The sequence below is a fragment of the Marichromatium sp. AB31 genome, from assembly GCF_003718685.1.
Lineage (GTDB): Bacteria > Pseudomonadota > Gammaproteobacteria > Chromatiales > Chromatiaceae > Marichromatium > Marichromatium gracile.
Genome location: NZ_RHFI01000017.1, coordinates 1 through 26,207, shown reverse-complemented (window position 1 = coordinate 26,207; position 26,207 = coordinate 1). Strand labels below are relative to the sequence as shown.

Here is a 26,207-nt window from a genome sequence, read left to right as displayed (position 1 = left end):
ATCATCGAATGATCTGACTGAAATGTCCAAGGGTGAACACGGACCATCAGCAGATCCCGACCCGAACGGTCGCCGGCGCACCCGCGCCCGGCCAGCGAACGCGAGAGACTACCGAACATGGGATTCCTTGAAGGCAAGAAGATTCTGATCACCGGCGTGGCGAGCAACCGCTCGATCGCCTGGGGCTGTGCCGAGGCGATGCACCGCCAGGGCGCCGAGCTGGCCTTTACCTACCAGAACGACAAGCTCAAGTCGCGTGTCACCGACATGGCCGCCAAGTGCGGTTCGGACCTGGTGCTGCCGCTCGACGTCAGCCGCGACGAGGACATCGACGCGCTGTTCGCCGCGCTCGGCGAGCAGTGGGACGGACTCGACGGCATCGTCCACTCGATCGCCTTCGCCCCGCGCGAGCAGCTCGAGGGTGAGTATGTCGATGCGGTCACCCGCGAGGGCTTCAACACCGCCCACGAGATCAGCGCCTACAGCTTCGCCGCCCTGGCCAAGGGCGGGCGGGCGATGATGGAGGGGCGTAACGGCGCGCTGCTCACCATGAGCTATCTGGGTGCGGTGCGCGCGGTTCCCAACTACAACGTGATGGGCGTGGCCAAGGCCAGTCTGGAGGCCAACGTGCGCTATCTGGCCGCCTCGCTCGGCCCGCGCGGCACCCGCGTCAACGCCGTCTCGGCCGGCCCGATCCGCACCCTCGCCGCCGCCGGCATCTCCGACTTCCGCGACATGCTCAAGCAGGTCGAGGAGCGCACCCCGATGCGCCGCAACGTCACCATCGAGGAGGTCGGCAACGCCGCCGCCTTCCTCTGCTCCGACCTGGCCAGCGGCATCACCGGCGACGTCCTCTACGTCGACACCGGCTACCACATCCTCGGGCTCGGCTGAGCCCGCTCACGCCGCCGCGCCCGTCTGGTCGCGGCGGCGCCCCGAGGCGTCACTCGACGCCTCGCTCCCCCACGCTCCCCCTGCCCCACTCCCCCGCCCGGCGCACCGCTCGCCCCCCAGGGACACAACCCTGGACAGCAGGCAGGCGACGAGCGCATCAGCAAGGCCGCGCACAAAAAAACCGCCTCGGCGCCGGCGTCATGACGCCTCCACCTGACGGTTCGATCGCATATCGCTTGATGGCGCAGCAGCGATGCCACGCATCGCTCGGGGCGTCGGCCGCGTGGCCGGTCCCCGAGCGAAGTCGCAAGGTCAGAGCTGGTCGTCGTCCACGCTCAGTGGCTCGCGGGTGATCTCGGCGCGACGCTCGATGTCGGCGAGCAGCGCATCATAGAGATCACGCCCGGCGAGTTCGGCGAGCAGTCCGGCCTCCGGGATGGTCGCGCCCTCGCCACCGACCGTCACCTCGCCATCCTCGACCTGGGTCAGCCGCACCACCACGGCATCGCCGTCGGCAAGCGCCACCGCCTCCAGCTCAGACTCTCCGGATTGCGGCGCCGGCAGCTTGAAGGCGAGATCGAGCACCGCCTCGGGCAACACCGCGCCGCGCCCGACCAGCCCGACCGATTCGATCACCGCCGCAGCCATCGCCTCGGACCACTCGGCCTCACCGTCGCGCACCTGGGCGAGCGCCGCCTCCGCCGCGGCCATCGCGGCCTGCTGCGCGCGCTGCTCACGCAGCGCGGCGACGATCTCCTCGCGCACCGTCTCGAGCGGGCGCGGCGCCGACTCGCGATGATCGCGCACCCGCACCACCACGGCGCTGAGCCGCTCGTGATCGGGCTCGATCAGCTCGCTGTTGTTGCCCTCGACCAGCACCTCGTCGCTGAAGGCCGCCGACAGCACACCGGGCTCGGCGAGCAGTCCCTCGCCACCCTCGCGTCCGATCCAATCGCTCTGACGCAACTCCAGGCCGAGCTCCTCGACCACCGGCTCGAGGCTGTCCGGACGCTCGTAGGAGAGGGTTGCGAGGCGCTCGCCGAGATCGTAATAGAGCGACTCGGCCTGGGCACGCGCCTGCTCTTCGTGCAGCTGCTCACGGACCGCCTCGAACGGCTGGGTCTCGCCGGGGCGGACCGCCTCGACCTCGATCAGGTGATAGCCGAAACGGGTCCGCACCGGCTCGCTCAGTCCACCCTCGGGCAGCGAGAACACCGCCTCGTCGAACACCGGATCCATCATCCCCGGCTCGATCAGACCGAGTTCGCCACCCTCGGCGGCGCTACCGGGGTCGTCCGAGTGCTCGGCGGCGAGATCGGCGAAGGATTCGCCCTCGAGGATGCGCGCGCGCAGCGCCGTGATCTCGCGCTCGGCGGCGGCGACCTGTTCGTCATCGGCCTGTTGCGGCAGCGCGATCAGCAGATGACGGACCTGTCGCTGCTCGGGCATGACGAACCGCCCCTGCTCGGCGGCATAGGCCTCGCGCAGCGCCGCCTCGTCGATCTCGATGCCCTTGGCCAGTTCGGCGACGTCGAGGACCACGTAATCGAGCTTGACCTGCTCGGGGCTGCGGAAACGCTCGGCGTGTTCCTGGTAGTAGGTCTCGATCGTCTCGTCGGCGAGCGGCTCGTCGCTCAGATAATCGGCGGCGGCAAAGCGCGCATAGTCGATGTCGCGCTGCTGTGCGGAGAGACGCTGGAACTGCTCGAGTTCGAGACGGGTCGGGAACTCGCTGGCCACCACCGCGCGGATCAGCTGGGTGCCGGTCAGCTGCCGGCGCAGCTGCTCGACGAACTGCTGCTCGCTCATCCCCTGCAGTTGCAGCAGGCGCTGGAAAGCCTCGTTGTCGAAGCGACCATCACGCTGAAAGGCCGGCTCGGAGAGGATGCGCAGCTTGAGCTCCTGATCCGAGACACGCAGCCCCAGACGCTGCGAGACGTCGATCAGCAGCACCTCGCGGATCATCTCCTCGCGCACCATGCGGCGCAGCTCGGCGCTGTCGAAGGCGGCAGGGTCATAGGCGGCGCCGAGACGCTCGCGTAGCTCCATGCGGGTCTGCTGGACCCGACGATCGAGATCGCGCTCGGTGAGTTCGACACCATTGACGGTGGCCGTCACCGTCTCGCCATTGATGCCGAGATAGGACTGGATGCCCCAGAGCGCGAACGGAATACTGATCAAGATGACGATGACCCAGGCGATCCAGCCCTGGGCACGATCCCTGATGGATTGAAGCATGGCGGTCGATCCAAACGAAGGTGTGGGCCAAAAAAAAACGGGGCACCCTTGCGGATGCCCCGTTTTTATCGAATTTGGCGGAGCGGACGGGACTCGAACCCGCGACCCCCGGCGTGACAGGCCGGTATTCTAACCAACTGAACTACCGCTCCAGAAGAATTGCCATTATACTGCAATTTTTTTTCTTTGCAACACCTTTTTTTTCGGTGTTGGTGGGTGCTACAGGGATCGAACCTGTGACCCTCGCCTTGTAAGGGCGATGCTCTCCCAGCTGAGCTAAGCACCCCACCCTTCGGCTTGGGAGGAAGTTTTTATCCTTCCCCCCGAAGGCGAAGCGCTATTGTACGGCATCCTTGAGCGCTTTGCCAGCCTTGAATGCAGGCGTCTTCGATGCCTTGATCTCGATGGTCGCGCCGGTCTGCGGGTTGCGGCCGGTACGGGCGGCACGTTCCTTGACGCTGAAGGTGCCGAAGCCGATCAGCGACACGGTACCGCCGTCCTTGAGGGTCACGGCGACCGAGTCGGTGAAGGCATCGAGGGCACGGGCTGCCGCAGCCTTGGAGATATCCGCGGCATCCGCCATGGCTTCGATGAGGTCGGATTTGTTCATTGATCCCCCTGTTACCTGTCTCGTTTGGTACACACTGACTGCGCGACGACGATGAGGCGGATGCCACGCATCGGACGCGGGGCCGGAGACCCCTGTGCGCAAGCCTTCTTCAAGATTGACGCATGCTAAATCGGAGTCCATGCGAGGGCAACCGGCTTTTCTGCCTGTTGGTCACAAAAACCCGCCGTTAAGCAGAGCCGCGGCACTTGACATGGCAGATTAGCCATCATGAGCAGACACAATCACCGTGCCAGCACCGCTCATGACCTTAACAATCGAATCGGACTCCGTCGATACAACAGAGCAAATGATCGCCGCCGACGCACCGTCCGCCCCCCTGGGGCATCGGACGATGGGCCGGAGCGGGAACATCGATCGCGGTGTTGATCGGCACCCCGGATGGGTGCGGGTGCCGACCCGACGGCGACATGCCCATCACATCAGTGATGCAGCGGCGCCCCCTGATCTCGAGCACCCTCGGCCGAGTCGGCCGACTCCTCCTCGGCCTCCTTGGCCTCGGCCGACTCCCCGGCGGGGCGCGGCGGTTGGACCAGGGCGATATCGAGGACCTCGTCGATCCAGCGCACCGGATGGATCTCCAGATGCTGCTTGATGTTCTTGGGGATCTCGACCAGGTCGCGCTCGTTCTCCAGCGGGATGATCACTTCCTCGATCCCACCGCGATGCGCGGCGAGCAGCTTCTCCTTGAGCCCACCGATCGGCAACACCTCGCCGCGCAGGGTGATCTCGCCGGTCATCGCCACCGTCGAGCGCACCGGGATCTTGGTCAGCGCCGAGACCAACGCGGTGCACATGGCCACGCCCGCGCTCGGACCATCCTTGGGGGTCGCGCCCTCGGGGACGTGGATATGGACATCGAAGGTGCTGTGGAAATCGGTCGGCACCCCAAGCCCCTCGGCACGCGAGCGCACCACGGTCATCGCCGCCTGGATCGACTCCTGCATCACATCACCGAGCTGACCGGTATAGCTGAGCTTGCCCTTACCCGGCATCAACGCCGACTCGATCTGCAACAGCTCGCCGCCGACCTCGGTCCAGGCCAGGCCGGTGACCTGACCGACCTGGTCGTGCTCCTCGGCGCGGCCGTAGCGATAGCGCTGCACCCCGAGATACTTCTCCAGTGACTTGGCGGTCACCGTGGTGGCGCTGTCGCGCTTCTTCAGCAGCACCTCCTTGACCACCTTGCGGCACACCTTGGAGATCTCGCGTTCGAGGTTACGCACCCCGGCCTCGCGGGTGTAGTGACGGATGATGTCGCGCAGCGCCGCCTCGCGGATCACCAGCTCACCGGGCTTGAGACCATTGTTCTTGGTCTGCTTGGGGATCAGGTAGCGCTCGGCGATGGCGACCTTCTCGTCCTCGGTGTAGCCCGAGAGCCGGATCACCTCCATCCGATCGAGCAGCGCCGGGGGGATGTTGAGGGTGTTGGCGGTGCCGACGAACATCACCTCGGAGAGGTCGAAGTCGACCTCCAGGTAATGATCGGCAAAGGCGTGGTTCTGCTCCGGGTCGAGGACCTCGAGCAGCGCCGAGGCCGGGTCGCCACGGAAGTCCATCGCCATCTTGTCGATCTCGTCGAGCAGGAAGAGCGCGTTGCGCGAACCGGCCTTGGAGAGGTTCTGGATGATCTTGCCCGGCAGCGCACCGATATAGGTGCGCCGGTGCCCCCGGATCTCGGCCTCGTCGCGCACCCCACCGAGCGACATGCGCACGAACTTGCGGTTGGTGGCGCGGGCGATCGACTGACCGAGCGAGGTCTTGCCGACACCGGGCGGACCGACCAGGCACAGGATCGGGCCCTTGAGCTTGCGCACCCGCTGCTGCACGGCGAGGTACTCGAGGATGCGCTCCTTGACCCGATCGAGCCCGTAGTGGTCCTTGTCGAGCACCGCCTCGGCGACCTTGATGTCGTTACGGATACGCGAGCGCTTCTTCCACGGCACCTGCACCAGGGTCTCGATATAGTTGCGCACCACCGTCGCCTCGGCCGACATCGGCGACATCAGCTTGAGCTTGTTGAGCTCGGACTGGGCCTTGTTGTGCGCCTCGCGAGGCATCTTCGCCTCCTCGATGCGCTTGGCCAGGTCCTCGATCTCGTTGGGGGCGTCCTCGAGCTCGCCGAGCTCCTTCTGGATCGCCTTCATCTGCTCGTTGAGATAGTACTCGCGCTGGTTCTTCTCCATCTGGCGCTTGACGCGCCCGCGGATGCGCTTCTCCATCTGCAGGATGTCGTTCTCCGACTCCATCAGCCCCATCAGGTGCTCGATGCGCAGCTGCACATCGGTCATCTCCAGCACGCGCTGCTTCTCGTCGAGCTTCAGCGACATGTGCGCGGCCATGGTGTCGGCCAGACGACCGGCCTCGTCGATGCTCGAGAGCGAGGTCAGCACCTCGGGCGGCACCTTCTTGTTGAGCTTGACGTACTGATCGAACAGCCCGACGGCCGAGCGCATCAGCACCTCCTGCTCGCGCTCGTCGGTCTCGAGCGTCTCCTCGAGCGGCTCGATGACCGCGGAGAAGGCGTCATCGGTGGTGAGGAAACGCTCGATGCGGGCACGCTGGTTGCCTTCGACCAGCACCTTGACGGTGCCGTCGGGCAGCTTGAGCAGTTGCAGGATATTGGCCAGGGTGCCGATCTCGTGCAGATCCTTGACCTCGGGGTCGTCGACCTCGGCACTCTTCTGTGCGATCAGCAGGATCTGCTTGTCGCTCGCCATGGCGGTATCGAGCGCGCGAATCGACTTGTCGCGCCCGACGAACAATGGAATCACCATGTGCGGATAGACGACGACGTCGCGCAGCGGCAGCACCGGCAGCTCCTGCGGAGTCGAGGATGTCAGGTTGGAATCGTGTTGCGCCATGGAAACCCGTTCTCATTGAAAGCGACGGCCCGCGGGGCCGTGGTCGGTACGATCGGGCCGAGCCCAGGGACCGTTCCACGGACGCCGACGTCGGTACGATTGGATGATGGGGAAAGGATCGGGGCGGCCGACGCGCAGTTCAACGCGCCGGCGCGCCTGGATTGGGGGGCGGGCGGACAGTCCAGCGGCGGGTGTCCGTCCGCCTCCTGGGGGTGGGACAGCGCGATCGATCAGTCTCCCGATGCCGCCTGCTTCTCCATCCCGTCGTAGATCAGGAACGGCTTGTTCTCACCGGCGATCACCGAAGCGTCGATGACGACCTTGCTGACATGCTCCATGGAGGGCAGCTCGTACATGGTGTCGAGCAGCACCTGCTCCATGATCGTCCGCAGGCCGCGGGCCCCGGTCTTGCGCTCCATCGCCTTGGTGGCGATCGCGCGCAGCGCGTCCTCACGCAGCTCGATCTCGACGTCCTCCATCTCGAACAGGCGCGCGTACTGACGCACCAGCGAGTGTTTGGGCTCGGTGAGGATGCGCATCAGCGCCGCCTCGTCGAGTTCCTCGAGGGTCGCCATCACCGGCAGTCGACCGACGAACTCGGGGATCAGGCCGTAGCGGATCAGGTCCTCGGGCTCGACGCCGCTGAGCAGCTCGCCGATCATCCGCCCGTCATCCTTGCTGTGGACCTCGGCGGAGAAGCCGATACCGGTCTTGCGCGAACGATTCTGGATGATCTTGTCGAGCCCGGCGAAGGCACCACCGACGATGAACAGGATGTTGGAGGTGTCGACCTGGAGGAATTCCTGCTGCGGATGCTTGCGCCCACCCTGCGGCGGCACCGAGGCGACGGTCCCCTCGATGAGCTTGAGCAGTGCCTGCTGCACGCCCTCGCCCGAGACGTCACGGGTGATCGAGGGGTTGTCCGACTTGCGCGAGATCTTGTCGATCTCGTCGATGTAGACGATGCCGTTCTGCGCCTTGTCGACGTCGTAATCACACTTCTGCAGCAGCTTCTGGATGATGTTCTCGACGTCCTCGCCGACATAACCCGCCTCGGTGAGGGTGGTGGCATCGGCGATGGTGAAGGGGACGTTGAGCAGTCGCGCCAGGGTCTCGGCGAGCAGCGTCTTGCCGGAGCCGGTGGGGCCGATCAGCAGGATGTTGCTCTTGGCGATCTCGATGTCTTCCTTGGCCTCGGCGACCTCGAGACGCTTGTAATGGTTGTAGACGGCGACCGAGAGCACCTTCTTGGCGAACTCCTGGCCGACGACGAACTCATCGAGACGCGCCTTGATCTCACGCGGCTTGGGAAGACTGCTGGCGGCCTCGCCGACGCCCTCTTGCATCTCCTCGCGGATGATGTCGTTACACAGCTCGACGCACTCGTCGCAGATGAACACGGACGGCCCTGCGATGAGCTTGCGGACTTCATGCTGACTCTTGCCACAGAACGAACAGTAGAGCAGCTTGCCTTCGTCGCTCTTGTTTCCACTCATCGGGAATAGCTCTCCGGGGGGTCGGTTGGGGATGGGGATCGGACAATCCCCATCGAGGCGAATTCAATCATAACGGTTTGCGCTTATATGGCAAGAGAGTGAAGAGACGAAGGCTTGGCGGTCGTCACACTCCGGTGACGCCCGACAAGCCCCCTGACTCCGACCGCTTGCGACGTCGCGCGTCGCGCCACTTACTCCTTGCCGGAGGCGGCACCTCGCTCGCTGATGACGCGATCGATCAGCCCATAGGCCTGGGCCGCTTCGCCACCCATGAAGCGGTCGCGCTCGGTGTCCTCGGCGATCTTCTCGACCGACTGACCGGTGTGCTCGGCGAGGATCTGGTTGAGACGCTCGCGGATGTAGAGGATCTCGCGGGCGTGGATATCGATATCGGAGGCCTGCCCCTGGAAGCCGCCGAGCGGCTGATGGATCATCATCCGCGAATGCGGCAGGCAGTAGCGCTTGCCCGCGGCGCCGCCGGCGAGCAGCAGCGCGCCCATGCTCGCCGCCTGACCGATGCACATGGTGCTGACATCCGGGCGGATGAAACGCATGGTGTCGTAGATCGCCAGGCCCGCGGTGACCGCGCCACCGGGCGAGTTGATATAGAGATGGATATCCTTGTCCGGATTCTCCGACTCCAGGAACAACAGCTGCGCGACCACCAGGTTGGCCATGTGGTCCTCGACCGGGCCGACCAGGAAGATCACGCGCTCCTTCAGCAGGCGCGAATAGATGTCGAACGAGCGCTCGCCGCGGGCGGTCTGCTCGATGACCATCGGCACCAGCCCCAGTGCCTCGGGCCTCCAGTCGGTGCGGCTCTCGATGTTGCTCATGGGATACGCCTTCAACTCTCTGCGGATTGGCTTCTGGAAGGCGTCCGCCGTCACCGGCGGACGCATCGCGTGGGTGTCGATCAGCCCGCGGCGCCCGGGTTGGTCAGCGCCTCGAAGCTGGTTTCCTCGTCCTCGACCGAGACCTGGCCGAGCACCAGGTCGACCACCTGGGACTCGAGCACCGCGGCCTCGAGCGCGGCCATGCGGCCACGCTCGGCCTTGTAGTAGTCGATCACCGCCTGCGGGTTCTCGTAGGTGGCGGCCATCTCGTCGAGCATCGCCTGGACGCGATCTTGATCGGCCTTGAGCTCGTTTTGCTTGACCAGCTCGCCGATGATCAGACCGAGGGCGACACGGCGACGCGCCGGCTCCTCGAACAGCGCGTCGGGCAACTGCACCTCGCCCTGGGCGCCCACCGAGCGACGCATCTCCTCCTGCATCGAGGCGATCTCGTCGCGCACCAGCGCCTGCGGCACCTCGACCGGATTGGCCTCCATCAGCAGGTCCATCACTGCTTCCTTGGTGCGGGCCTCGAGACGCTGTTTCAACTCGCGCGCCATGTTCTCGCGCACATCGTTCTTGAAGCGCTCGACGTCGCCGTCCTCGATGCCGAAGCGCTTGACGAACTCGCCATCGACCTCGGGCAGGGTCGGCTCGGCGACCTGGCTGACGGTGATCTCGAAGCTCGCCGGCTTGCCGGCCAGCGCCTCGACCTGATACTCCTCGGGGAAGGTCACCTCGACGGTCCGGGTCTCGCCGGCGGCGGCGCCGACCAGACCGTCCTCGAAGCCGGGGATCATCCGCCCGGAGCCGAGCTCGAGCTCGACGTCAGCGGCCGAGCCACCCTCGAAGGCCTCGCCGTCGATGGTGCCGGCGAAGGAGATGGTGAGCTGATCGCCCTGCTCGGCGGCGCGCTCGACCGGGGTCCAGGTCTTGTGCTGGTCGCGCAGCCGCTCGATCAGCGCGTCGAGATCAGTCTCGGCGAGCTCGCAGACCGGACGCTTGAGTGCGCGGCCCTCGAGTGCGGCCAGCTCCACCTCGGGCATCACCTCGAAGGTGGCGACATAGGCGAAACGACCGGCCTCGACGTCGATCTCGGGCTCGACCTCCGGCTGACCGGCCGGACGCAGCGACTCCTGGGTGAGCGCCTCGTAGAAGCTCGCCTGCACCTGCTCGCCGAACACCTCCTCGAGGACCTGGGCGCCGTAACGCTTGCGCACCAGCTTCATCGGCACCTTGCCGGGGCGAAAACCGGGCAGCTTGGCGCTGCGCGCGAGCTGCTGCAGACGCTGATCGACCGCACTGGTGACCTGCTCGGAGGGCAGCTCGACCTTCACACGACGCTCGAGACCCTCGCCCGATTCCACCGAAACTTGCATTGACTCATCTCCTGTCGGCGCCGGGATTCTGACCAGGCCCGCACCTTGCTAAAAAACGCGTGCGGGCAAGACGCCCGCACAATCAAAAGTTGTTCAGTATAACGCGTGGTTTTTCGCGCCACCAAGCACCATCGCACGCGAAATCACCCCGTCACCGGGCCTTCAGTCACGCTTTCATCACTCTCGCGCCGCAACGCGCGCTTGAGGATCTTGCCCGAGGCGTTCTTCGGCAGCGCCGCGTGCAGCACCACCCGGCGTGGCACCTCGTGGCTGCCGAGGCGGTCGCGGCACCAGGCGCGCAGCTCGCCCGGCGTGACCTCGGCGGTGTCGGCGAGCGCCACGTGCGCCACCACCACCTCGCCGTGCCGGGGATCGGGATCGCCGACCACCGCCGCCTCGGCGACCGCCGGGTGGGCGTAGAGCGCCTCCTCGACCACCCGCGGATAGACATTCATGCCGTTGGTGATCACCAGATCCTTGATGCGATCGACCAGATAGACATGACCGTCGCCATCGATCCGCGCCAGGTCGCCGGTGCGGAACCAGTCGCCGTGAAAGCTCTCGCGGGTCGCCTCGGGCAGCCCCAGATAGCCGAGCATCACGTTGGGACCGCGCACGCACAGCTCTCCGGTCTCGCCACTGGGCAGCACCCGTCCGGCGCGATCGCGCACCGTCAGCTCAACCCCCGGCAGCGCCGGGCCGATCGAGCCCGGCTTGCGCGGCCCACTCGGACGATTGACGCTGAACACCGGGCTGCATTCGGTCGCGCCCGCGCCCTCCACCAGGAGGGTCGCGAAGCGCGTCTCGAACGCGCGCATCAACGCCGCCGGCAGCGCCGCACCACCACTGATGCACAGTCGCACCCCGCGCCACTGCTCGGCCAGGACCTCGGCATGACGCAACAACACGCCGTACATGCTCGGCACCCCGAGGAACACGGTAGCGCCATGCCGGGCGATCGCTTGGGTGACCAGCCGCGGCTCGAAGCGCGGCACCGGGATCATCGCCAGCCCGTGGAGCAGCGGCGTGAGCATCGCGGTGGTGGCGGCGAAGGAGTGAAACAGCGGCAACACCGCCAGCACGCGGTCGCCGGGCACCAGCTCGAAGCCCTGCCAGGACCCCTCGGCGTTGGCGATCAGGTTGGCGTGACTGAGCATCGCCCCCTTGGGCCGTCCGGTGGTCCCCGAGGTATAGAGCACTGCGGCAACCTCGGTGCCCGGCAACGGCGACAGCGGCGGATGCGTGATCAGCGTGGCGAAGTCGGCTCGGGCGGCATCCAGCTCGATCCGTCTCGGTGGCGCCGCGCTGCGCGCGCTGGCCGCCTCGGCGAGCGCAGCAAAGGCCGGCTGATGGAGCAACAGCGCCGGCCTTGCGTCGTCGAGGATATAGGCGATCTCACGATCGCTCTGCAGCAGGTTGACCGGCACCACGGTGGCGCCGGCCTTGAGGATCGCGAGATAGGCGATGACGAACTCACGCCCGTTGGCGCACAGCAGCGCGGCACGGGCACCGGGCTGCAGCCCGGCTGCCGCCAGCGCCCCGGCCATGGCATCGGAGGCGCGATCGAGCCCGGCATAGTCGAGCGCACCGGCCTCGTCGAACAGGGCGGGCGCCCCCTGGTGCGTGGCCGCGCACGCCCGGAACCGGGCGGCAATGTCCGTCAGCTCGATCGCCCCCTCCATGACCGCCGGCTCAGATGACCTTGGAGAAGCCGACCGGGCCGCTCTTGGCCGCGAGATAGGCGTCGAAGGTCATGCAGATGTTGCGCACCAGCAGGCGACCGCGCGGCAGGATGCGGATCCGCTCGGCGTCGAGTTCGACCAGACCGTCCTCGACCATCACCTGCAGCTTGTCGAGCGCGTCGGCGAAGTAGGTCTTGAAGTCGATCCCCCAGGCGGCCTCGACGGCGGGGATGTCGAGCACGAAGTTGCAGATCAAGCGGGTGATGACGTCGCGACGGATGATGTCGTCACGAGTCAGCTCGATACCACGGAACACCGGCAGACGGCCGGCATCGATGGCGGCATAGTACTCGTCGAGCTCGCGCTGGTTCTGGCCGTAGGTGTTGTCGACCTTGCCGATCGAGGTCACGCCGATACCGATCAGGTCGCAGTCGGCGTGGGTCGAGTAGCCCTGGAAGTTGCGATACAGGGTACCGGCCTGCTGGGCGATGGCCAGCTCGTCGTCGGGACGGGCGAAGTGGTCCATGCCGATGTAGACATAGCCGGCGTCGGTCAGACGCTGGATTGTCGCCTGGAGGATGTCGAGCTTGACCTCGGCGGTCGGCAGGTCCTCGTCGCGGATGCGCCGCTGCGGCTTGAAGCGGGTGGGCAGGTGCGCGTAGTTGAAGATCGACAGACGCTGCGGGTTGACCGCGATCACCCGCTCGAGGGTGTTCATGAAGGTCTCGACCGACTGGAACGGCAGGCCGTAGATCAGGTCCAGGCTGATCGAGCGGAAGCCCTCGGCGCGCGCCGCCTCGAGCACCGCCATGGTCTCGGCCTCGCTCTGCACGCGGTTGACCGCCTTCTGCACCCGCTCGTCGAAGTCCTGCACGCCGAGACTCATGCGGTTGAAGCCGATGCGACGCAGCAACGCGATGGTGTTGGCGTCGGCCTCGCGCGGGTCGATCTCGATCGAGTACTCACCGACCTCGTCGTCGGCGAGCTTGAAGTGACGACGGGTGGTCTCCATCAACTCGACCATCTGCTGGTCGTTGAGGAAGGTCGGGGTGCCGCCGCCCCAGTGCAGCTGCTCGACCACGCGGGAGTCGTCGAACAGCGCCCCCTGCATCTCCAGTTCGCGATAGACACGGTCGAGATAGGGCGCGACCCGCGAGCGGTCCTTGGTCACGACCTTGTTGCAGGCACAGTAGAAGCAGACCGTGTCGCAGAACGGGATGTGGAAATAGATCGACAGCGGGCGGCCACTCTCGTTGCTGCGCGCGCAAGTGGCGCGGTAGGCCGCCTCATCGAAGGACGTATCGAACTCGACCGCGGTCGGATACGAGGTGTAGCGCGGACCGCTCTGGTCGTAGCGACGGATCAGCTCAATATCGAAGGAAACGCCTTGTTCCACCTAATCAACCCTCCAGCCGCACGGCGCCATGCATCCGGCCCGGTACGGCATTCTTCGTAACGCCCGTTCAGGCATCATCCCCGCCCACCGAGGCCCACCGGGGCGCGTCGATCTGCACGAGCAGGGTATGGAATGGAATCTCTTCCAGGAATCGGCCCGACGCCTCACTGCGCGACCACGAGCACCCGGCATCGCGCCGGCACCGGGTTCGCGCGAGCGGCGTCGGTCTCATGCGGCGGCCGCCGCCGCGATCTCGGCGCGATGCGCCAGCAGTTGCTCGCGCGTCAACACTAGCACGCCCTCTCCACCGCGCTCGAACTCCAGCCAGGTGAAGGGCACCTCGGGGAGGCGCTGCTCGAGCGCGAAGGCCGAGTTGCCGACCTCGAGGACCAGCACACCCTCGGGCTCGAGGTGGTGCGGGGCGCGCTCGAGGATGCGCAGCGCCAGCGCCAACCCCTCGTCGGCGGCGACCAGCCCGAGCTCGGGTTCACGCAGGAACTCCTCGGGCAGGGTGTCGTACTCGTCGCGCGGCACATAGGGGGGGTTGGAGACGATGACGTCGTAGCGGATGTCGTCGAGTGCGGCGAAGAGATCGGATTCGATCGCCCGCACCCGTTCATCGAGTCCGTAGCGCTCGATGTTCGCGCGCGCCACGGTCAGCGCCGCCGGCGAGAGATCGACCAGATCGACCTCGGCATCGGGCAGATGCAGCGCGGCGGCGATACCGATACAGCCACTGCCGGTACAGAGATCGAGCACCCGCTCGACCCGCGCCGGGTCGACCCAGGGATCGAAACCGACCTCGAGCAGCTCGGCGATCGGCGAGCGCGGCACCAACACGTTGCTGTCGACGATGAACTCGAACCCGGAGAACCAGGCGCGACCGGTGAGATAGGCCACCGGCACCCGCTCGCGGACGCGGCGCTCGATCAGTGCGGCAACGCGCTCGCGCTCGGCGAGGGTGAGTCGGCAGGAATGGAAGGCGGCGGGCAGGGAGTGATCCAGGTCGAGCGCGCCGAGCACCAGTTCGGCGGCCTCGTCGAGAGCGTTATCGGTCCCGTGACCGAAGAACAGGCCGGCGGCCTTGAAGCGACTCGCGCCCCAGCGCACGAAGTCCTGGATGGTGATCAATCCGTCGGGTTGTGCTGACATCGCGGCTCAAGCATGGTCCGGTACATGGACTGGCGCCCGGACTCGTCCGCCACGCCAGGAAACAAGCCGCGAAGGATACCATCCTTGGCTCCCGCTGTTCAGTCGGTCGTCCACCGATACCGGGGCGCCCCCGCACCCGACCGGGGACGGGCGGCCGAACGGCCGAGGACATCAGGCCGCCCGGCGCTTGCCCTCGGCGGCCAGCACCTCGTCCTGACCACGCTCGACCAGATCCTGCAGCGAGATGTCGCTGAGGAACTGGAAGATCTGGTCACTGAGCTGGTCCCACAGATGATGGGTGAGACAGCGCTGGCCGTCGCGACAGTTCTCGCGTCCACCACAGCGGGTGAACTCGACCCACTCGTCGACGGCGCAGATGATGTTGGCGATCGAGATCTCCTCGGCCGGCTTGCCGAGATAATAGCCGCCACCCGGTCCGCGCACGCCACGCACCAGCTGCTTGGCACGCAACGCCGCGAACAGCTGCTCGAGATAGGACAGCGAGATACCCTGATTCGCCGAGATATCGGCCAGGGTGACCGGCCCCTTGCCCGCGTGGAGCGCCAGATCGAGCATGGCGGTCACCGCATATCTGCCCTTGGTAGAAAGTCTCATCGTCGAATGCCTGTATAAGGTATTGATTGACAAGGAGACCGAGTAGGACCCGATCACCCGACCCTCCTACTAAATTAGTCAAGCAAAGGTCTATTTCAATACATGCACTACGGTCGATGACGACGGGCGGGTAGAGCGGGGAGGTGCGCGGGGCGTTCAGAGACAGGTCGGCAGCCGACGTCCGGAGGCTGTCGCCCCGGAGATGGCAGGCTGGGCGGCGAGGAAGCAGTGGCCCTGTCCCAGACAGTAGTCCAGCCACTTGGCGAGGAAGAGGTTGGCGCGCCACTTGTGCGCGAGCGTCGGCGGTGCATAGCCGTTGCGCATCGACCACAGCGACTGCTCGAGCTCGAGCACCTCGAGCTGGCGGGCGTCGTGATAGGCGCGCAGGCGCGCATCCGGATCGCTGCGCACCCCGCCCTCCCCCGCCGGGAACAGGTGAGTCAGGCGCAGCAGGGTCATGTAACGGGTCTGCGACTCGACCTCGAGCACCAGGTCGACCCCGGAGGCGTGAGGCGACAGCCGCCGGCCCTCGAGCTGGCTCAGGTCCGGCGCCAGCCGCGCCAACCGGGCGAAGTTCTCCTCGCACAGCGCCAGCAGCGCACCCACGCTCGGGCGCGCGACCAGTGGCAGGGCGTCGGCCCAGGGATCGCTGGAGACTTGCATCATTGCGTCCGATAAAAACGCCGACGCCGGGCTCGAGGCCCGGCGCCGAGACGTCGACTGGTTACGCCGCGAGCGCTCAGCCGTTCTGCGCGGTCTGCTGCTCGGCGACCTGGCGCTTGACCTCTTCCATATCGAGCTCGGCGGCCTTGGAGAGCAGCTCGCGGAAGGAGCGCTCGGGCAGCGCGCCGGGCTGGGAGAAGATGATGACCTGCTCGCGGAAGATCATCAGCGTGGGGATCGAGCGGATCTGGAAGTGTGCCGCCAGCTCCTGCTGCGCCTCGGTGTTGATCTTGGCGAAGACGATGTCCTCGTGATCCTCGGAGACCTTCTCGAAGGTCGGGGCGAAGGAGCGGCAGGGACCGCACCAGGGCGCCCAGAAATCGACGACGACGAAATCGTTGTCCTTGATGGTCTGTTCGAAGTTGTTGCTGTCGAGCTCCAAGACGGCCATGCGAATATCCTACTAGATAGCTAAAGATTGTCGGGCATATTAACAGAATCGCCATCCACTCGCAGATTCCGCAACCCGCCCGGGGCGCCGGTCCCTGTCACCGGGGACAGACGACCGGCGACGACTGTCAGAGTGCCCCGAGGCCCTCGAGGATACGGTCGCGGATCTCCTCGACCGACCCGATACCGTGCACCTTGAGGTACTTGGGCGCGCCCTCGCCACCGGCCTCGGCCCAGGTGGAGTAGTAGCCGATCAGCGGCTCGGTCTGCTCATGATAGACCGCCAGACGCGCCTTGACCGTCTCCTCGCGATCGTCGTCGCGCTGGATCAGCGCCTCGCCGGTGACGTCGTCCTTGCCTTCCTCGCGCGGCGGATTGAACACCACGTGATAGCTGCGCCCCGAGGCCGGGTGCACCCGCCGCCCGGACATCCGCTTGACGATCTCGGCGTCGGGGACGTCGATCTCGACCACCGCGTCGACGAAGATGCCGCTCTCCTTGAGCGCGTCGGCCTGGGCGATGGTGCGCGGGAAGCCGTCGAACAGGAAGCCGCCCTGACAGTCCTCGGCGTCGATGCGCGCCTTGACCATGCCGATGATGATGTCATCGGACACCAGCCCGCCCTCGTCCATGATCTTCTTCGCCGCCTTGCCGAGCTCGGTGCCCTGCTTGACGTGGGCCCGGAGCATGTCGCCGGTGGAGATCTGGGGGATCTTGAAGTGTTCCTTGATGAAGCCGGCCTGGGTCCCTTTTCCGGCACCCGGGCCGCCGAGCAGGATGATGCGCATGACGCTCCTCATTGTGGTTGCGATTGAAAAACATTGATCTTGAGTGTGCCACAGCCGGATCGGGCAGGACCACAGCCGGCTCGGCGCCGCCATCGCGAATGCGCGCGCGGCGCGGCACAGATCGATCAGGGGATGCGCGCGGCGTGCGCGCGGCAAACTGAGCAGGACGACCACCGCACCGGCGGCACGGTGGTCGCGTGGGGGATCAGCCGCCGCTGACCATCATGTTGAGCATCAGCTTGTTGAGCCGACCGACGAAGGCGGCCGGGTCCTCGAGCTGACCGCCCTCGGCGAGCTGGGCCTGATCGAACAGCACCATCGCCAGCTCGGCGAAGCGCTCGTCGTCGGTCTCGGCCTCGAGACGCTTGAGCAGCGGATGCTCGAGGTTGACCTCGAGCGTGGGCTTGGTCTCGGGGGCCTCCTGGCCGACCGATTTCAGCACCCGCGCGAGGTTGGCGCTCATGTCGTGCTCGCCGACCACCAGACAGGCCGGGGAGTCGACCAGGCGGGTGCTCGCGCGCACCGTCTCGACCTGTTCGCCGAGCGTCTGCTTCATCTGCTCGAGCAGCGAGCCGTGCTCCTCCTCGGCCTTCTCCTTGGCGGCCTGATCCTCGGCGTCGGCAAGCTCGCCGAGATCGAGATCGCCCTTGGTCACCGACTGCAGCGTCTTGCCCTTGTACTCGGTGAGATGGCTCACCAGCCACTCGTCGACCCGATCGGAGAGCAGCAGCACCTCCACGCCCTTCTTGCGGAAGACCTCGAGATGCGGGCTGTGACGCGCCGCGGCGGGGCTGTCGGCGGTGATGAAGTAGATCTTCTCCTGCCCCTCCTGCATCCGCTCGATATAGCCATCGAGCGACTCACGCTGGGCATCGCCCTCGCTCGCGGTGGTGGCAAAGCGCAGCAGCCCGGCGATGCGCTCCTTGTTGGCGAAGTCCTCCGCCGGCCCCTCCTTGAGCACCCGGCCGAACTCGTCCCAGAAGGCGCCATAGTTCTCCGGCTCGTCGCGCGCCATCGCCTCGAGCACGCCGAGCACGCGCTTGGTGTTGGCCTGACGGATGGTGTCGATCTTGCGATTGTGCTGGAGGATCTCGCGCGAGACGTTCAGCGGCAGGTCATCGGCGTCGACCACGCCCTTGACGAAGCGCAGATAGTGCGGGGTGAGCTTGTCGACCTCGTCCATGATGAAGACACGGCGCACATAGAGCTTGACGCCGTGCTTCTGCTCGCGGTCCCACATGTCGAAGGGCGCGCGCTTGGGCACGAACAGCAGCGAGGTGTACTCGTTGGTCCCCTCGACGCGGTTGTGCGAATAGGCCAGCGGCGCCTCGAAGTCGTGGGCGACGTGCTTGTAGAAGTCGTGATACTCCTCCTCGGAGATCTCCGACTTGTTGCGCATCCACAGCGCGGTGCCGCGATTGACCTGCTCGTACTCGGGGGTCTCGGGCTGCTCCTCGCCCTCCTCGCCGTAGAGCTCCTTGCGCATCTCCACCGGCAGCGCGACGTGATCGGAGAACTTGGCGATGATCGCGCGCAGCCGCCAGCTGTCGAGGAACTCCTTCTCGTCCTCCTTGAGGTGGAGGATGACGTCGGTACCGCGGCCGGCCTTCTCCACCGTCTCCAGGGTATAGCTGCCGCGCCCGTCGGACTCCCAGCACACCCCGTGCTCGGGGCCGAGCCCGGCGCGGCGCGAGATCAGGGTGACGCGATCAGCGACGATATAGGCCGAGTAGAACCCGACGCCGAACTGACCGATCAGGTTGCTGTCCCTGGTCTGATCACCGGAGAGGTTCTCGAGAAAGCGGCGGGTGCCCGAGCTGGCGATGCTGCCGATGGTCTCGGTGACCTCCTGACGGCTCAGACCGATGCCGTTGTCGGAGACGGTCAGGGTGCCGGCCTCGCGGTCGACCTCGATGCGGATGCGCAGCTGCGGGTCGCCCTCGTACAGACCGTCGTCACTCAGCGCCTCGAAGCGCAGCTTCTCGGCGGCGTCGGAGGCATTGGAGACCAACTCGCGCAGGAAGATCTCCTTGTTCGAGTAGAGTGAGCGGATCACCAGGTCGAGCACCTGACTGACCTCTGCCTTGAACTCCAGGGTTTCCTTGTGCGCTTCTACTGTCATGCTTGTCGTGTACCTTGAGGAATGAAGATCGTTTGCGAACCAGGGGTTCGAGTCACCCGGCAGGGCTCAGACCGAACCATACCGGTATTGTCGCACGGCGACGGGGGGATACAATGCCTCGACGGCGGAGCCCCGGCGATGGCCGCCCCGAACGGGAGGCGTCACCCGGCCGGCGCGCCCCACAGGGACCGTGCCCTCGCACCGCAGCGGGTCGCCCCGCCACCGCATCCCCTCGCCATGGGAGACGTGCACGGATCGGCACGCGCAGCACGCGGCCCAGCCAATCGAGCACAGCCTCTCCCCCACCAGTCAAGGGTCTGAAGATGGAACCGCAAATCATCGCCACCACCCCCTTCGAAGGTCAACGCCCCGGCACCTCGGGGCTGCGCAAGAAGGTCCGGGTGTTCCAGCAACCGCACTATCTCGAGAACTTCGTCCAGGCGATCTTCGACACCCGCCCCGAGCTCGCCGGCGGAACCCTGGTGGTCGGTGGCGACGGGCGCTACTACAACCGCGAGGCGGTCCAGACCATCCTGCGCATGGCCGCGGCCAACGGCGTCGCCCGGGTACTGGTCGGGCGCGGCGGGCTGCTGTCGACCCCGGCGGCCTCATGCGTCGTGCGCAAGCACCACGCCGGGGGCGCGATCGTGCTCTCGGCCAGCCACAACCCCGGCGGGCCGGACGCCGACTTCGGCATCAAGTTCAATGCCGCCAACGGCGGCCCGGCGCCGGAATCGATGACCAGTGCCATCCACGCCCGCACCCAGGAGATCGAGCGCTATCTCACCCTCGACAGCGCCGCCGTCGACCTCGATCGGATTGCCACCCTGACCCTCGGCGCGACCCGCATCGAGGTCATCGACCCGGTCGCCGACTATGCCGAGCTGATGGCCTCGCTGTTCGACTTCGACGCCATCGCCGGACTGTTCGCCTCGGGCGGGTTCCGCATGCGTTTCGACGCGATGCACGCGATCACCGGTCCCTACGCCCTCGAGATCCTCGAGAACCGGCTCGGCGCCGAGGCCGGCACCGTCCTCAACGCCGAGGCCCTGCCCGACTTCGGCGGCGGCCACCCCGACCCCAACCTGACCCACGCCGCGGCCCTGGTGGCGATGACCCGCGGCGTCGACGGACTCGACTTCGCCGCCGCCTCCGATGGCGACGGCGACCGCAACATGATCCTCGGGCGCGACTGCTTCGTCACCCCCAGCGACAGCCTCGCGATCCTTGCCGCCAACGCCCATCTCACCCCCGGCTACCGCCAGGGCATCCGCGGCGTGGCCCGCTCGATGCCCACCAGCCAGGCCGCCGACCGGGTCGCCGAGGCGCTCGGTGTCGAGCACTTCGAGACCCCCACCGGCTGGAAGTTCTTCGGCAACCTGCTCGATGCCGGGCGCATCACCCTGTGCGGCGAGGAGAGCTTCGGCACCGGTTCGGATCACCTGCGCGAGAAGGACGGGCTGTGGGCGGTGCTGTTCTGGCTCAACCTGCTCGCCGCGCGCCGCCAGTCGGTCGCCGAGATCGTCACCGAGCACTGGCGGCGCTTCGGGCGCGACTACTACACCCGTCACGACTACGAAGGGGTCGCGTCGGCAGGCGCCGAGGGGCTGATGGCCGCACTGCGCGAGCAGCTCCCCACCCTGCCCGGCCAGCAGCTCGGCGCGCGCCGTGTGGCACAGGCCGACGACTTCGCCTACACCGACCCGATCGACGGGGGGCGCGCCGAGCACCAGGGCATCCGTATCCGCTTCGAGGACGGCGCGCGCATCGTCTACCGCCTCTCCGGCACCGGCACCGAAGGGGCGACGCTGCGCGTCTATATCGAGCGCTTCGAGCCCGACCCGGCCCGCCACCAGCTCGACCCCCAGGAGGCGCTCGGCGAGTTGATCGCAACCGCCCGCGAACTCGCCGGGATCGAGCCGCGCACCGGCCGGACGGCACCAGACGTCATCACCTGAACGGCGTTCGGCCAGCGCTGCGCTACCGTCCCGGATCAGCCATCGGCTCGGCGTCGAGGTCGAGCCCGCGATCGACCGTCTCGGCACGGTCTGGGACGACTACCGCGCGGCGCTCTTCGCCGCGCCCGGCGGCGACCTCGCGGCCCGCCGGAGATCGCAGCGATCCCCACCGAGACAGCGGCCAACTGCGCGCCTGCATCCTCGAACCCTTAGTCGGCGGCAAGCCACAGGGCACCGGGCCGGGGCCGGGGCCGGGGCCGGGGCTGACGATCGTCGCGCGGCGGCTCAAGCAGCACGGCGCCCGACTCCCCGCCCCCCACGGCTCCCGCATGCGCCAGACCTTTCCTGCTCCCGCACACTGCGCCACCGCCACCTCAACTCCAGCGCCGACAGCGACTTGCCGCAACCGTGCACAGCGGCCACAGTTGCAGCCGCACACCTCAAACCAGTAGGATTCAGCACAGATTTCCCCATCTTGGACAAGGGCCTGCGACGGCCCGGACTGCGCCGCCCACCGCGCATAGCCCCCGTTTCCCGAGACGCCTGTACGCGCCCTGCGGATGACCGGAGCGCAGCGACGACCGTGGCGCCGGGGACCAAAAGACAGGGGGCGGTCGAGCGGCCTCCCCACGCATCCACAGCACGCGGAGCTATTGCAATGAGCCAATTCGACAAGATCCAGGCGCTCAACCAGTCGATCCTGGGCGCCGAACTCGACGACGCCGAGTGCGCCGTCCTCGCCGACCGCATGGGCGAGGTCGCGCTCACCGACGGCGAGACCCTGGTGACCGAGGGCGAGGCCCGCCAGACCCTGTTCCTGCTCGGCGCGGGCAAGATCGACGTCATCCGTAATCAGGGCGGCAGCGACGTCCACCTCCACCGCATGCGCGCCGGCGAGTGCGCCGGCACCCGCGCCTTCGTCGATGGCTCGGACCGCAAGGCTGCGCTGCGCGCCGTCGGCGACGCCCGGGTGCTGACCCTGGAGCCGATCGACTTCGAGTCGCTGCTCGACGATCACCCGCGCATCGTCTACAAGGTGATGCGCGCGATCTTCCGCATCACCCACGCCAACCTGATGCGGATGAACCAGGAGAGCGCCGAGCTCAAGAACTACCTGGTCCGCGCCCCGGGGCGCTACTGAGCGACGTCTCCCGCCCGGACAGACGCAGGCCGTACGTGAGGATCTTGCGATCGAGCGCCGGGCGCGAGATGCCGAGGATCTGGCAGCTGCGCGCCTTGTAGCCGCCGGCGTGATCGAGCGGCCACCCCGCACCTGCTCGACCGCAGCGAGGCTGCGCAGCGCCGCCCAACCGCGTCAGCCCGTCATACGCAGCCAGCGCCCGATCCAGTGATCGAGACTCACCCAGCGCCCGGCACCACAGAAGAAGAGCACCAACAGCATCACGAAATAGGTCGCGGCGAACTCGATCCCGTTGTTGAGCATCACCAGGCTGCCGTACTCGGTCAGCCAGCTGTAGTCGCCGTGCGCACGCAGGATCTCCTTGGCCTCGGCCAGACGCTCGACCGCGATCAGGGTGCGCTCGGTGGCAAACAGCGAGCCACCACCCTCGGCGATCGCCAGCCAGCCGTTGTGCCAGTGCACGGTGAGCGCGGCGACCGCCATGGTGACCATCAGCGGCAGCGCCGCCCAGCGTACCCCGAGCCCCACCACCAGCAGTACCGCCCCCAGGGTCTCGGTCCCGGCGGCGAGCACCACCATCAACTCCGGCGCCGGCAGCCCCAGCCCCCACTCGGGGTTGCCGAACCAGGCCACGGTGTCGTCGAAATTCGCGAACTTCCTGGTCCCGGCCATCCACAATACCGGCGCCAGGTAGAGTCGCAGCGCCAGCGGCGCAAGGAAGTCCAGCCACCGGGTCATATCCAGCAGTCCTTGCAGACGTCTCGCCAGAGACCACATCGCTCACCCCTCCGTTATCGAGTGCTCGCCCCCCTCGAACCAACGGTTGCGCCCGGCGCGCTTGGCGCGATACATCGCCGCATCGGCGCAGCTCACGCAGTGCTGCAGCTCCTCCCCGGGTGAGCAGGCACACACCCCCAGACTGATGGTGATCGGCTGCGCCAGCCCGAAGTCATGCTCGGCGACCAGTCGGCGCAGCTTCTCGACCAGGGCGCGCGCCATCGCCAGATCGGTGTGGGTGGAGAGGATCAGGAACTCCTCCCCGCCCCAGCGCACCAGGTAATCGCTGGCGCGGACGTGCCGCGACACCAGCCCGGAGAGCTGGCGCAACACCCGGTCGCCGCAGTCGTGTCCGTGCTGGTCGTTGACCCGCTTGAAATGATCGATATCGAAGATGACGATCGACAGCCGCAGATGATGACGGCGCGCCCGTGCCGACTCGCGTTCGAACAGCGACTCGACCACGTGACGATTGAGCAGGCCGGTGAGCGGATCGTGCTCGGCCAGATAGCGGATGTCGCACTCGGCCCGACGCAACCGCGCCAGCGGATAGCGACACAACAGCGCCGCCCCCGTGCCGCCGATCACCACCAGTACCAGCGCCAGCAGCAGCGAGTCGCGCAGCAGGGGGCGCAGCGAGGCCGAAGTCTCCAGCGCCCCGACCGGCCGACCGGCATCGAGCAGCCACTGGCGCTGTCTCAACAGCGGCGCCGGCAACGGCGCACCGATCTCGACCACGGCCTCGCCACCCTCGGCGTACACCACCTGACGGACCGCGACCCCGCGCACCTCGTCGCGCAGCAGCCCACCGATACGCCCGTCCTCGTAGACCCAGAACTCGGGATCCCGTGCGATCACCTGACGCATCAGCTGCTCGGCGGTGAGCACCGAGAGGGTGGCCAGGTTACCGTCGAGATAGCGGCGCTGGACGTCGAAATGGATGACAGGCACGGCCAGCGCCGTCACCACCACCAGCGTCAACACCACCAGACGCAGCAGGTCGGCGAGACTGCGGTCATCCCCGGGAGGCACGGATCAGCCCCCTGGACGCGGTGGTACCAGCGCCCCATTGGCCTCGACCACCGCCCGACCTGCGACCGAGAAGACGAAGTCGACAAAGCGGCGCACCCGCTCGTCCGGGGCCGTGGCAAGCACCAGGGTGAACTCGGCGACCAGCGGATAACGACCGGCGGCGAGTGCCTCCAGGGTCGGCGCCCGCCCGCCGAGATGCAGTACCCGCAACGACAGCGACTCGGCGACCCACTGCATGCGGGTGAGATAGCCGAAGCTCCCGGGCACCCGGCGCAGCACCGCAGCGTTATCCTGCGCCGTCAGCGTCACCACCAGATCGGGACGGGCGAAGGCGCGGTCGAGCGCCGCGTCGAGTCGCGGATCGAGTCCGCGCAACAGCATGGTCTCGGTATCGTACTCGGCGCGCAGCACCGGACGACAAGGAGTGCCGTCCGGCCAGGTGACGCGCTCGCCGCGATAGATCGCGACCAGCTGCGCGACATCCAGCGAGTCGGCGCCGACCCCGGGATGGGCGGCGAGGATCAGCGGTGTGCGGGCGAAGACCAGGACCTCACCGACCCGCCGACGCTCGACGGCACTCAGCGCACGCCCGGCCAGGGCGATGTCGAGACGGCCGTCGGCGAGTGCCCGCACCCCGCCGCCGGTACCCAGGCTCGGCAGCACCCGGGGCGACTCGCCACAGCACGCGCCATAGCGCTCGGCCAACGCCTCGGCGACCCCGAGCGCACCGCCGGTGCCACCGATACGCAAGGGCTCGGCCTCGCCGGTCAGTGACCAGATCATCGCCAAGATACCGAGCCATCGCCACACGTCGACCTCCCCGAAAAGACCGCACTGCCCGTTGCGAGTATAGACAGCCACGACAGCGCCACCGCGCCCGGTCATTCCAGCCACACCCGCACCCGGTCGCTCTCGCCCCGGGCGTCGACCACCGCAAGATCGACATAACCCGGCTCGCGCGGCCACCAGTCCAGGGTTCGGGCGACGGGCGCACGCCCGATCGGCACCCCGTCGGCGAACCACTGGAAGGGCGCCCGCCCCTCGTGCACCCGCAGCCGCAACAGCGCCGCCGCGCCGTCTCCATCGAGCCCGAGCGCGACCCGCGACCCGGCCGGCGGATAGGCGATGCGCGGCCCCGAGCGCGGCACCCCGGCGAGCGTCAGCGCCGGTGCCGGCGCGCGCGCCGGGGGCGGCTCGGGCAACGGCGAGCCCGGCCCCAAGCGGGCGAAGACATCGCGCAGCAGCGGCGCCGCCGCGCCGGCGCCGGTCAACCCGGGGACCGGCGCGCCATCGGCGCGACCGACCCAGACCCCGACCAGATGACGCCCGTCGTAGCCGAGCGCCCAGGCGTCGCGATGGCCGTAGGAGGTCCCGGTCTTGTGGGCGATGCCCCGCCCCGGCGCGGTGCCCACCGGCGGCGCGGCGGCGAGGATGGCACCGACCCGGCGCGCCGCCCCCGCCGCAACCAGCGGAGTGCCCGGGGACGTGGCCGGCGCCGCCCCGCGCCGGTGGTACAGCGCCAGCGGCCGACCGTCGTTGGCGAGCGCACCATAGAGCGCGAACAGCTCCTCGAGCGAGAGCCCCACCCCGCCGAGCGCGAGCGCCAGCCCCGGGCGCGCGCCGGACGGCAGGCGCGGCGCGACCCCGACGCGACGCAGCCGCCCGAGCAGGCGCTGCGGCCCGAGCGCCTCGAGCAGGGTGACGGCCGGCACGTTGAGCGAGCGCTGCAGCGCCTGCGCCACCGCCACCCGGCCCTGATAGTCACGATCGAGGTTGCGCGGCGCATAGCCGTGGAAATCACGCGCGCGATCCTCGATCCAGCCGGCCGGGTCGGCGACCCCGGCCTCGAAGGCCAGGGCATAGATCAGCGGCTTGAGGGTCGAGCCCGGCGAGCGCACGGCCCGGGTCATGTCGACCCAGCCACGCCGCCCCTGGTCGAAGGGCGCGGCGGCGCCGACGTGGGCGAGCAAGGTACCGGCGCGATGATCGGCGACCAGCAGCGCCACCGAGACCCGGGGACCGAGCCCCCGGGCACGCGCCAGCGCCAACGGCTCGAGCCGTGCCTGCAGCGCACCGTCGAGGGTCAGCTGGTGGTG

At 67.6% G+C, this 26,207-nt stretch carries 21 protein-coding genes and 2 tRNA genes; 3 read left to right on the top strand and 20 right to left on the bottom strand.

Going from position 1 to position 26,207, the window contains the following annotated elements; all coding sequences use genetic code 11:
- The first annotated feature begins 117 nt into the window (after positions 1-117).
- Entirely contained in the window at positions 118-894 is a 777-nt protein-coding gene (locus EBL84_RS12365; RefSeq protein WP_062275390.1) for an enoyl-ACP reductase, read from the top strand.
- Between the two features lie 312 nt (positions 895-1,206).
- Here EBL84_RS12365 and EBL84_RS12360 read toward each other — a convergent pair whose 3' ends face one another.
- The 16 genes from EBL84_RS12360 to htpG all read right to left on the bottom strand — a co-directional run bounded on the left by EBL84_RS12360 (position 1,207) and on the right by htpG (position 19,203).
- Entirely contained in the window at positions 1,207-3,132 is a 1,926-nt protein-coding gene (locus EBL84_RS12360) for a SurA N-terminal domain-containing protein (protein ID WP_123141096.1), read from the bottom strand.
- A gap of 75 nt (positions 3,133-3,207) precedes the next feature.
- Positions 3,208-3,284, bottom strand: a tRNA-Asp gene (locus EBL84_RS12355).
- A 58-nt stretch (positions 3,285-3,342) separates the two neighbouring features.
- Positions 3,343-3,418 (bottom strand) — tRNA-Val (locus EBL84_RS12350).
- A 51-nt stretch (positions 3,419-3,469) separates the two neighbouring features.
- Positions 3,470-3,883, bottom strand: a complete 414-nt coding sequence (locus tag EBL84_RS12345) for an HU family DNA-binding protein (protein ID WP_165913526.1) — start codon at positions 3,881-3,883, stop codon at positions 3,470-3,472.
- 299 nt (positions 3,884-4,182) lie between these two features.
- Positions 4,183-6,624: an endopeptidase La gene (lon, locus tag EBL84_RS12340; protein ID WP_123141095.1), complete on the bottom strand. Its 2,442-nt coding sequence runs from the start codon at positions 6,622-6,624 to the stop codon at positions 4,183-4,185.
- 230 nt (positions 6,625-6,854) lie between these two features.
- The gene (clpX, locus tag EBL84_RS12335; protein WP_062275383.1) at positions 6,855-8,120 is read right to left on the bottom strand and encodes an ATP-dependent Clp protease ATP-binding subunit ClpX; all 1,266 of its coding nucleotides are present in this window, start codon (positions 8,118-8,120) and stop codon (positions 6,855-6,857) included.
- A gap of 191 nt (positions 8,121-8,311) precedes the next feature.
- On the bottom strand, positions 8,312-8,956 hold the full coding sequence (clpP, locus tag EBL84_RS12330; protein WP_123141094.1) for an ATP-dependent Clp endopeptidase proteolytic subunit ClpP: 645 nt from the start codon (positions 8,954-8,956) through the stop codon (positions 8,312-8,314).
- Between the two features lie 80 nt (positions 8,957-9,036).
- Positions 9,037-10,335 carry a trigger factor gene (tig, locus tag EBL84_RS12325; RefSeq protein ID WP_123141093.1) on the bottom strand — a complete coding sequence of 433 codons (1,299 nt, stop codon included), beginning with the start codon at positions 10,333-10,335 and terminating at the stop codon, positions 9,037-9,039.
- A 143-nt stretch (positions 10,336-10,478) separates the two neighbouring features.
- Positions 10,479-12,017, bottom strand: coding sequence for an AMP-binding protein (locus EBL84_RS12320; protein ID WP_123141092.1), 1,539 nt, complete (start codon positions 12,015-12,017; stop codon positions 10,479-10,481).
- Positions 12,018-12,027: 10 nt separating this feature from the next.
- Positions 12,028-13,413, bottom strand: coding sequence for an oxygen-independent coproporphyrinogen III oxidase (gene hemN, locus EBL84_RS12315; RefSeq protein ID WP_123141091.1), 1,386 nt, complete (start codon positions 13,411-13,413; stop codon positions 12,028-12,030).
- Between the two features lie 228 nt (positions 13,414-13,641).
- Positions 13,642-14,565 (bottom strand): 50S ribosomal protein L3 N(5)-glutamine methyltransferase, encoded by a 924-nt coding sequence (gene prmB / locus EBL84_RS12310; RefSeq protein WP_123141090.1) that lies wholly within the window; start codon positions 14,563-14,565, stop codon positions 13,642-13,644.
- Positions 14,566-14,736: 171 nt separating this feature from the next.
- Entirely contained in the window at positions 14,737-15,180 is a 444-nt protein-coding gene (locus EBL84_RS12305; RefSeq protein WP_123141089.1) for an Rrf2 family transcriptional regulator, read from the bottom strand.
- A gap of 156 nt (positions 15,181-15,336) precedes the next feature.
- Positions 15,337-15,843 carry a DUF1249 domain-containing protein gene (locus EBL84_RS12300; protein ID WP_123141133.1) on the bottom strand — a complete coding sequence of 169 codons (507 nt, stop codon included), beginning with the start codon at positions 15,841-15,843 and terminating at the stop codon, positions 15,337-15,339.
- A gap of 76 nt (positions 15,844-15,919) precedes the next feature.
- Entirely contained in the window at positions 15,920-16,294 is a 375-nt protein-coding gene (trxA, locus tag EBL84_RS12295; RefSeq protein WP_123141088.1) for a thioredoxin, read from the bottom strand.
- A 127-nt stretch (positions 16,295-16,421) separates the two neighbouring features.
- Positions 16,422-17,081 (bottom strand): adenylate kinase, encoded by a 660-nt coding sequence (adk, locus tag EBL84_RS12290; RefSeq protein WP_062275367.1) that lies wholly within the window; start codon positions 17,079-17,081, stop codon positions 16,422-16,424.
- Positions 17,082-17,286: 205 nt separating this feature from the next.
- Positions 17,287-19,203 (bottom strand): molecular chaperone HtpG, encoded by a 1,917-nt coding sequence (gene htpG / locus EBL84_RS12285; protein ID WP_123141087.1) that lies wholly within the window; start codon positions 19,201-19,203, stop codon positions 17,287-17,289.
- Positions 19,204-19,526: 323 nt separating this feature from the next.
- On the opposite strand from htpG, the gene EBL84_RS12280 reads away from it, so the two are divergent.
- Positions 19,527-21,161, top strand: a complete 1,635-nt coding sequence (locus EBL84_RS12280; protein ID WP_123141086.1) for an alpha-D-glucose phosphate-specific phosphoglucomutase — start codon at positions 19,527-19,529, stop codon at positions 21,159-21,161.
- Positions 21,162-21,819: 658 nt separating this feature from the next.
- Positions 21,820-22,302, top strand: a complete 483-nt coding sequence (locus tag EBL84_RS12275) for a Crp/Fnr family transcriptional regulator (protein ID WP_123141085.1) — start codon at positions 21,820-21,822, stop codon at positions 22,300-22,302.
- Positions 22,303-22,476: 174 nt separating this feature from the next.
- Here EBL84_RS12275 and EBL84_RS12265 read toward each other — a convergent pair whose 3' ends face one another.
- From EBL84_RS12265 to EBL84_RS12250, 4 genes are all read right to left on the bottom strand, one after another.
- The gene (locus tag EBL84_RS12265; protein WP_123141084.1) at positions 22,477-23,079 is read right to left on the bottom strand and encodes a DoxX family protein; all 603 of its coding nucleotides are present in this window, start codon (positions 23,077-23,079) and stop codon (positions 22,477-22,479) included.
- Positions 23,080-23,082: 3 nt separating this feature from the next.
- Entirely contained in the window at positions 23,083-24,111 is a 1,029-nt protein-coding gene (locus EBL84_RS12260; protein ID WP_123141083.1) for a GGDEF domain-containing protein, read from the bottom strand.
- A 3-nt stretch (positions 24,112-24,114) separates the two neighbouring features.
- Positions 24,115-24,894, bottom strand: a complete 780-nt coding sequence (locus EBL84_RS12255; protein WP_165913527.1) for a PstS family phosphate ABC transporter substrate-binding protein — start codon at positions 24,892-24,894, stop codon at positions 24,115-24,117.
- Between the two features lie 98 nt (positions 24,895-24,992).
- Positions 24,993-26,207, bottom strand: a 1,215-nt coding sequence (locus tag EBL84_RS12250; RefSeq protein ID WP_255420158.1) for a penicillin-binding transpeptidase domain-containing protein, incomplete at its 5' end; no start/stop codon positions are given.